General features: G+C 41.3%; 9 protein-coding genes and 1 pseudogene. 4 read left to right on the top strand and 6 right to left on the bottom strand.

The window, feature by feature from the left end; translation table 11 throughout:
* Positions 1–5: 5 nt before the first annotated feature.
* The gene (locus AB4323_RS23575) at positions 6–983 is read right to left on the bottom strand and encodes a hypothetical protein (RefSeq protein WP_372153470.1); all 978 of its coding nucleotides are present in this window, start codon (positions 981–983) and stop codon (positions 6–8) included.
* A gap of 393 nt (positions 984–1,376) precedes the next feature.
* On the opposite strand from AB4323_RS23575, the gene AB4323_RS23570 reads away from it, so the two are divergent.
* Positions 1,377–2,033 carry an inovirus Gp2 family protein gene (locus tag AB4323_RS23570; RefSeq protein WP_086714178.1) on the top strand — a complete coding sequence of 219 codons (657 nt, stop codon included), beginning with the start codon at positions 1,377–1,379 and terminating at the stop codon, positions 2,031–2,033.
* Positions 2,034–2,070: 37 nt separating this feature from the next.
* Here AB4323_RS23570 and AB4323_RS23565 read toward each other — a convergent pair whose 3' ends face one another.
* From AB4323_RS23565 to radC, 5 genes are all read right to left on the bottom strand, one after another.
* Complete coding sequence (locus tag AB4323_RS23565; protein ID WP_102333512.1) at positions 2,071–2,571, bottom strand: lecithin retinol acyltransferase family protein; 501 nt, start codon at positions 2,569–2,571, stop codon at positions 2,071–2,073.
* A 102-nt stretch (positions 2,572–2,673) separates the two neighbouring features.
* Complete coding sequence (locus tag AB4323_RS23560) at positions 2,674–3,234, bottom strand: tyrosine-type recombinase/integrase (RefSeq protein ID WP_102333511.1); 561 nt, start codon at positions 3,232–3,234, stop codon at positions 2,674–2,676.
* A 211-nt stretch (positions 3,235–3,445) separates the two neighbouring features.
* On the bottom strand, positions 3,446–3,874 hold the full coding sequence (locus AB4323_RS23555; RefSeq protein ID WP_017102422.1) for a DUF2787 family protein: 429 nt from the start codon (positions 3,872–3,874) through the stop codon (positions 3,446–3,448).
* A gap of 26 nt (positions 3,875–3,900) precedes the next feature.
* Entirely contained in the window at positions 3,901–4,326 is a 426-nt protein-coding gene (locus AB4323_RS23550) for a DUF2787 family protein (protein WP_102333510.1), read from the bottom strand.
* Entirely contained in the window at positions 4,323–4,799 is a 477-nt protein-coding gene (gene radC, locus AB4323_RS23545; protein ID WP_102333509.1) for a DNA repair protein RadC, read from the bottom strand. The genes AB4323_RS23550 and radC overlap by 4 nt, the downstream gene beginning before the upstream one ends.
* Positions 4,800–5,018: 219 nt before the next feature.
* Here radC and AB4323_RS23540 point away from each other — a divergent pair, with 219 nt between their 5' ends.
* The 3 genes and pseudogenes from AB4323_RS23540 to AB4323_RS23530 form a co-directional block, all read left to right on the top strand.
* Positions 5,019–5,456, top strand: a complete 438-nt coding sequence (locus tag AB4323_RS23540) for an RNase H family protein (protein WP_102465041.1) — start codon at positions 5,019–5,021, stop codon at positions 5,454–5,456.
* Between the two features lie 118 nt (positions 5,457–5,574).
* Entirely contained in the window at positions 5,575–5,781 is a 207-nt protein-coding gene (locus AB4323_RS23535) for an AlpA family transcriptional regulator (protein ID WP_102304078.1), read from the top strand.
* A 152-nt stretch (positions 5,782–5,933) separates the two neighbouring features.
* A pseudogene (locus tag AB4323_RS23530) lies at positions 5,934–6,119 on the top strand (DUF2913 family protein); the annotation flags it as partial.
* Positions 6,120–6,391 lie beyond the last annotated feature (272 nt).

Raw genomic sequence — 6,391 nt, 5'->3', positions numbered from 1 at the left:
CAGAATTATTTACAGGGTCTTTTTATGATTTCATTGATGCTACTGTCTTCTTGTTCGACCAACCACATCAATCGCTTTTTCGTCCTGTCTGTCATCGATACGCTATAGGGCCTCTTACCATTACATTTATCTCGAAACTTTTTTTGACTCCATGCGCGCTTCATTTTACCAATCAAGAGTGATTTACGATCTGGCTTATCGTGAAGCATATCGAAAATCGCAACAATAGCGGCTCTTTTGTCTTGTTCGCTTGAAACGCTCCAGACTTTTGACTGAAGTCTGTAACCTGTATCTTTTATATACTTCCATGACCAATTGCTTTGAGCTGTTTGGTTTTCTTCAAGCCAGGCTGACATTCTCGTATCTTCCAGAATGGACTCCCAAGTGTTTAGCAGTGTTTGAATAACTTTACGCTGCTGTGATAGTTCTAGTTCGGAACTCCGAAAGCTATCAATGATATTGCTTTTCCTTGCAGTGAAATTATTACTCATTGGCTTAAAAGCGTCATGTGATAATCCATCAAAGTTTCTGCCAATATCAAGATCGAGGCCAAAGTCATGTAGTTTTATTTTGTTGGAGTTACCTCTTCTAAGCTGATCTCGAAACTTAATTCTGTCAAATATCTTGCTTTGTTCCCTCAGATAACACCATACCCAGTTACAGAAACGTTCATCTGAGTTATGGAGCCATAAAAAATCCTCACCAGATAGTTGACAGTTTTGAAAATCAGTCTTCATTTTCTTAATGTGATTACTGTTAATTTTCCCATTTTTTTCTAGGTAGGATAATTCCTGTCTAAGAGCATTCAAACATTCTTGAACGCTACTGAAACCTTCCACCGATTGAAAAGTATCCTGATTAAGGGCTTGATTTAGGTAGTTGATATAGAAGCTGCATTCGCGGAAGGAATAAGCATTAAATGGTTCTTTAGGTACGTGAAAAGCCATAGTTGATATGCCTCTGTCGTTAAGTTCAGTATCCAATATATATCATTAATTATAATTACTGTGTAGTAATTTTAGTGATATATATGTGATTTTTTGGTGGTTATTATGTGGTTTTAGTGTGAGTTATTAGTGAGGTTATTCTGCATTTTATTGTGGCAATTCATTGGTATTGTTGCTCTGAACGGTGAGCGGAACTAGGCTAGATGTACATAACTTCTGAGTGGATTACAGGACACCCGTATTACGTGCAGCATTGTCCTATAAGGTTTGTGACCAAGTAGCTGAAGAGCAGGAGTGTCGGTATGACTATTATCTGATAGTAAGGTGGGTAACTATAAGCGTTACACCTACCCTAAGTAGGTGATAGAGATAAGGTAAAAAATAAGATGAGTGGGGATACCTGTAGATAAACAACACAGGAACTAACTCATGAAAGAATCAACTTACCATGGACTAACTATTCAAGGTTCGCAGGAAGAAAATAACATGCTCTATCTCGATAGATTGCTTACTACAATGAACAGTGCGCTTGAAGAATACACGCGAGTGTACGCTATTCGAATTGATCTCAGATTGCCAGTCGATGATAGTTTCTTTGATTGTCTTAGCCGAGATGAAATTGTTAGTTATAACCTTAGACGAACAAACTTGATGAAACGCTTTACAGAGTCTTTAAGCGCCAGAATTGAAGCTCAGGCGCGAAAGATACGTGGAGAGCGAAAAAGAGTACATTCCTGTAATGTCAGGTATGCTTGGGTAAGAGAGCGTGATACATCATGTAACGATCATTACCATTTAGTTCTGTTTCTCAATAAAGAGCGCTTTTGCAAGGCAGGTGACTACTCAGGGCAAGATAGCTTAGCCGCTTTAGTGATAAAATCCTGGGCGAGTGCGCTTGGCTGTGCAGCCGAAGATGTTTGTCGTTTGGTCTACTTCCCGAGAAATCATGGTTATCACCTGGATTCAAACCACAAAGATTTTTCTTATTGGTACAGTAAGCTGTTTTATCGAATTAGCTATCTAGCAAAGAAGAGAACTAAGCGCTATGGCGAGGGGCATCGTTGCTTTGGCTGTAGCACTAGGTAACCTCGACTAAGAGATTAAAAAAGGGGAGAGAATCCCCTTATCCTTTGTGACGATCCCTCAAGTCCCACACGCGCCATTGACTCGCTTGAATGTGCAAAAGAGCGTCACGTTTAAGCTGAGTCAAGGTGAAGGTATTTGAGAAGATGTCACCACTTAGGCAGTGGCTACAGAACTGATGGCAGTTTTCATTTAACAGGGAATAGTCTGTTTGTACATCAAGCATAGCGCCTGCTATTTGAACAGTAGACTCATTGCCAACGGCTCTACCTTGGGCGTTGCAACTGACGTAAATTGAAAGGGCTGTGGTATCTGCTAGAAACTGACGAATTGATGCAGCTTCGATAAGGCCTTTGCCATTACGATGGATGATACGTCCATTTCCCATGTACACACCTGAATGCTCAGCATATCCAAATGCGAGATCGCAATACACAATGCTCCCCCTTACTGGACCGTCGGTTTTCCAGAATAAATTTTGGATTAAACTTTTCGATAAGCTGCCTACAACAAAGCTCCCTATTGCGTGATATGGATTCATGTTATTTACCTCTCAAATGTGATGATAACGAAACTCAAAAGGGCTCTGAGCTTAATGTTAATAAGGGATTAGCGGTCCCGCCCCCTGAGTAAATGATTAGGTTTAAAGTTCAAGAGAAACAAAGTCTTTATCGACTTCATCTTGAGTGATTCCTATATAGCGAAGTGTGACTCCCTCAGATGTGTGACGAAGCATTTTCATGACACGTCCTATATCTTTTGTGGATTGATAGAGAAAGTAACCTCGCGTCTTTCTCATCGAGTGAGTACCTAAAGCGATATTCAGTTCTTGGCCTACTTGCTGAAACGCCATTGACACGGCGCGTCGTGAGATTGGCTGGGGTGGTTTGTTTTTCAACTGTTGGCATCGGTGGGATTGAAACAAATAGATGTGGTCGGGATGTTGCTCTCTCAACCTAGCAATATGCTGCTGCGCTTTGGTATTGAGTTGAATGTTGGCGAGCTTTCCGGTTTTACTCTCTCGAATAATGACTCGGTCGCCATGAATGTCTTCAAAGCGAATCGACAACAAATCAGAAATCCTCAGTGCTAGGTTTAATCCGATATGCCATACATCGGCCATTTGTGGATGACAACGAATACTCAATAAGTGACCAACCATACGTATGGTGTCATCGTCTTTAATTGCTTGGACTTCAGCCATAGTCTGCTTCCTTTTTTGTCTGTAGAAGGGTGTTTTGGGAAGCACAGAGCAGACGATATTAAAGAACCCTTATACAGCAAGGGATGGAAGCTTCCCGTTTTAACAATATGGGAAGCAGCCTCGTTTTGGCTCTGTGCTGGTGGTTGTGCTGAATGTTTGTGATATGAAGTGGAGCGGGACGGTTAGTGGATAGGGTTGCTACGAGTGATGATTAACTGTACTCAACCTGAACTTGGTCGTAGGCGTTCATTTCTACATAAGCTAGAAAGTTACACTCCCACATTTCATATAGCTCGGTTGTTTCTTGCAGGTACATACCAAGCCATCCGCTGAAACGAGCGAAAGCGACGTTGTTAGCAAAATCAAAAGCCAAGTCAGGAACGAGCTCTGGTGTACCGGTTCCCACATAAACAAGGTCAGTGATTTCAATAAGAGCGATATGGCTATCTTTGATATCTACCGTAATAGATACAGGGTGAAAGCCGCCGTCCTTCGGGTGGTAATTGGTATCTTGAAAACAGATGGTCATTTTTCCTCGGTAATTAACATCATCAATAGATCGTTTGATTAAGTCTTTCAGTTGATGTGAAGGCTTAGCTCGCTTGCACGCGAACATAGCCAGATTGGCTGCTTGATTCATAGGAACCTCTTTGAAATAAGTTAGGATTAACGAACGGATATGATGTTGATTGAGATAGCCGGTTGCGTGATGAGAGTGTGAGTGATGGCTTTAAGCCAGCTAGCAAGTAAGGTTTGAACTTCTGGCCGTTGTAAGTTGCACTGCTTAATCTCTGGGTGGTAGAACCAACACCCTGCGAAGTTGAAATACAGCGATAACTCTTTTTGTGGCTTACCAGTAACCATCACATCAAAGGTGGCAATAAAGCGAAGTTGCCAAGGTGTTTTGCTTGATGTTCGCTCTAATTGAATTTCGATTGGTTGAAAGCGACTATTTATATCTTTAGAGCGTATGTTTAACGCTACCCGCTCGACTGTATTGGGGATGACGTTTTCAGACATAAGTGCTTCAAGAAAACAATGCATGGGACTAACGAGTTCATCATTTACCCCAGAGATAGAAAACTTATTCATATCCACCCCTTTTCTGCAAATGACACATAATCCTCACCCACAACGATGTGGTCCAACACTCGGATATCCACCAGCTTGAGAGCATCTACTAAACGCTGTGTAATGCGTCTATCTGCTTGAGAGGGCTCAGCAATACCTGAAGGATGGTTATGAGCAAAAACGACGGCAGCAGCGTTATGGTTTAGTGCTGCTTTGAGTACTTCGCGTGGGTAAATAGAGGCAGCATCAATGGTGCCAAAGAACAACTCTTCAAAACTGATCAATTGATGTTGGTTATCAAGAAACATCACCGCAAACACTTCTCGGTCATGAGCTCCTAATTTGAGTTTTAAGTACTCTTTGACATTAGTTGGGTTAGTGAACGTGCCTTCACGTTTGTATTTTGCAGCCAGTGCGTCGGCTGCACGTTCTAGCAGTTCATTTAACTCTGAAGTTTTAAATGGGTAATCGTGTTGGTTGTTGGCGTTACGCATAAGAGCTCCTTGGGTTATCTGTTTGGTTATGCGTACTGATGAAATATATCTGAGAGCATTTTGAATCGGGGTGTGAAGGAGAGTATTTCCAGAGACAGGTAAAAAATAACTCTCTTGCCGTTGTTATGTAGCAATCGCAATAGAGCGACGAATGAACAATCAACACAATTAGCTGGTGCAAAGGATGTATCGGCTTTTCAGTCTCTGGAGAGTATAAAAATGAAAAAAGAAATTTATGTAGAAGCAGCCATCGTAGAGAAGCGAAGAGGACGACTCTCTGCTGGGGTAGGGCAGGTTGTATTCGATGACTATGAAAGAATAGCGGGTGAAGACTGGTTGTTCCTTGATAGCATCGTAGACCGTAATTACGCAGAGTTATCAGCACTTGCTTTTGGGCTAGAGCGTGCTTGTGATGGCGATATTATTTATTCAAGCAGTGACTATTGCGTTGATGGTTTTAATGACTGGCTTGATGGTTGGAAACGTCGAAATTGGCGTAAAGCAAATAAAAAGCCGATAGCTCATCAAGACCTTTGGGAGCTAGTGGATAAACGAAGTACAGATAAGCAAGTTGAGGTAAGAAAAGTCGCTGCTTGCTCCGCAGGAAAAGATGCCGCTTATAGATACGCTCTTGCAGCTGCGAATCGTCAATTGTAATGATAAGGAATCACTTGCTGGCATAGCCAGCAGGTGTTTTTTGTTGTTACTGGGTTTGAAGTTGGCATTGAACACCACAAGGTACAAAACGGTATTTTTCTACGTGCCAGGTAATCACATGGGAACCAATAACATAGGAGGACGTCCCATGAGATTTCTAAAGCTAAAAGAAGTAATGCAAAAGACCGCCCTTAGCCGTTCAGCGATTTACCGAAAAATGAATGAAGATCAATTTCCTCAGTCTATCAGTCTGGGGGGTAGGGCAGTAGCTTGGGTTGAAAGTGAAGTTGATGCGTGGATGGAGGAGTGTCTAGCTTTAAGGTAATTCAATGCCGCTTTGTTTTTAAGGTAGCCGTCACACTCTATCAGTCTTTTGTCATTTTTCAGCCAGTCCCTAAAGTCTATGATAATCAAGGCAAACCAGTAACTGAACAAGTGTCCCATCAGCCCTTGAACTTGACGTGAATCGCCTTACCAATGCCTGAATGTTCATATCATCAACTACTGAAAGTTACTTTCGAAAATACCCTTCTCCACCTTTACTTTAAAGTGGAGGCTTCTCGTGGTTTTGTCAAAGAAGAGCAACGAAATAAGATCATCATTAACTTCTTAAAGTCAAAGGTTAAACAAGCTAGGTATAGTGCGATTAAAAAGAGATTGAAGCTCGATAATCCTGAAGGCTTATCTGCTTGGGAGCAATTTTACGCACTAGCAACCTAATTGCATCTGAAAACCAGTACATTTGTTTGCGGAACAACCCTTTAAGCCATACATTCAAAGTATGGCAATACGGCATCACACACTTATCAATCAAAAAACAATTCAACATCATTTTAAACTATCAATAAGTCTGAATTATTATCCACAAATATATTAAATTTCAATAGAATATAATCAAAAGAACTTTATGGTGAGTGGTATTGTCAATGAGATTT

The sequence above is a fragment of the Vibrio sp. 10N.261.52.C11 genome (assembly GCF_041471405.1).
GTDB classification, from domain to species: domain Bacteria; phylum Pseudomonadota; class Gammaproteobacteria; order Enterobacterales; family Vibrionaceae; genus Vibrio; species Vibrio crassostreae_C.
This window is presented reverse-complemented; position numbering and strand designations above follow the sequence as displayed.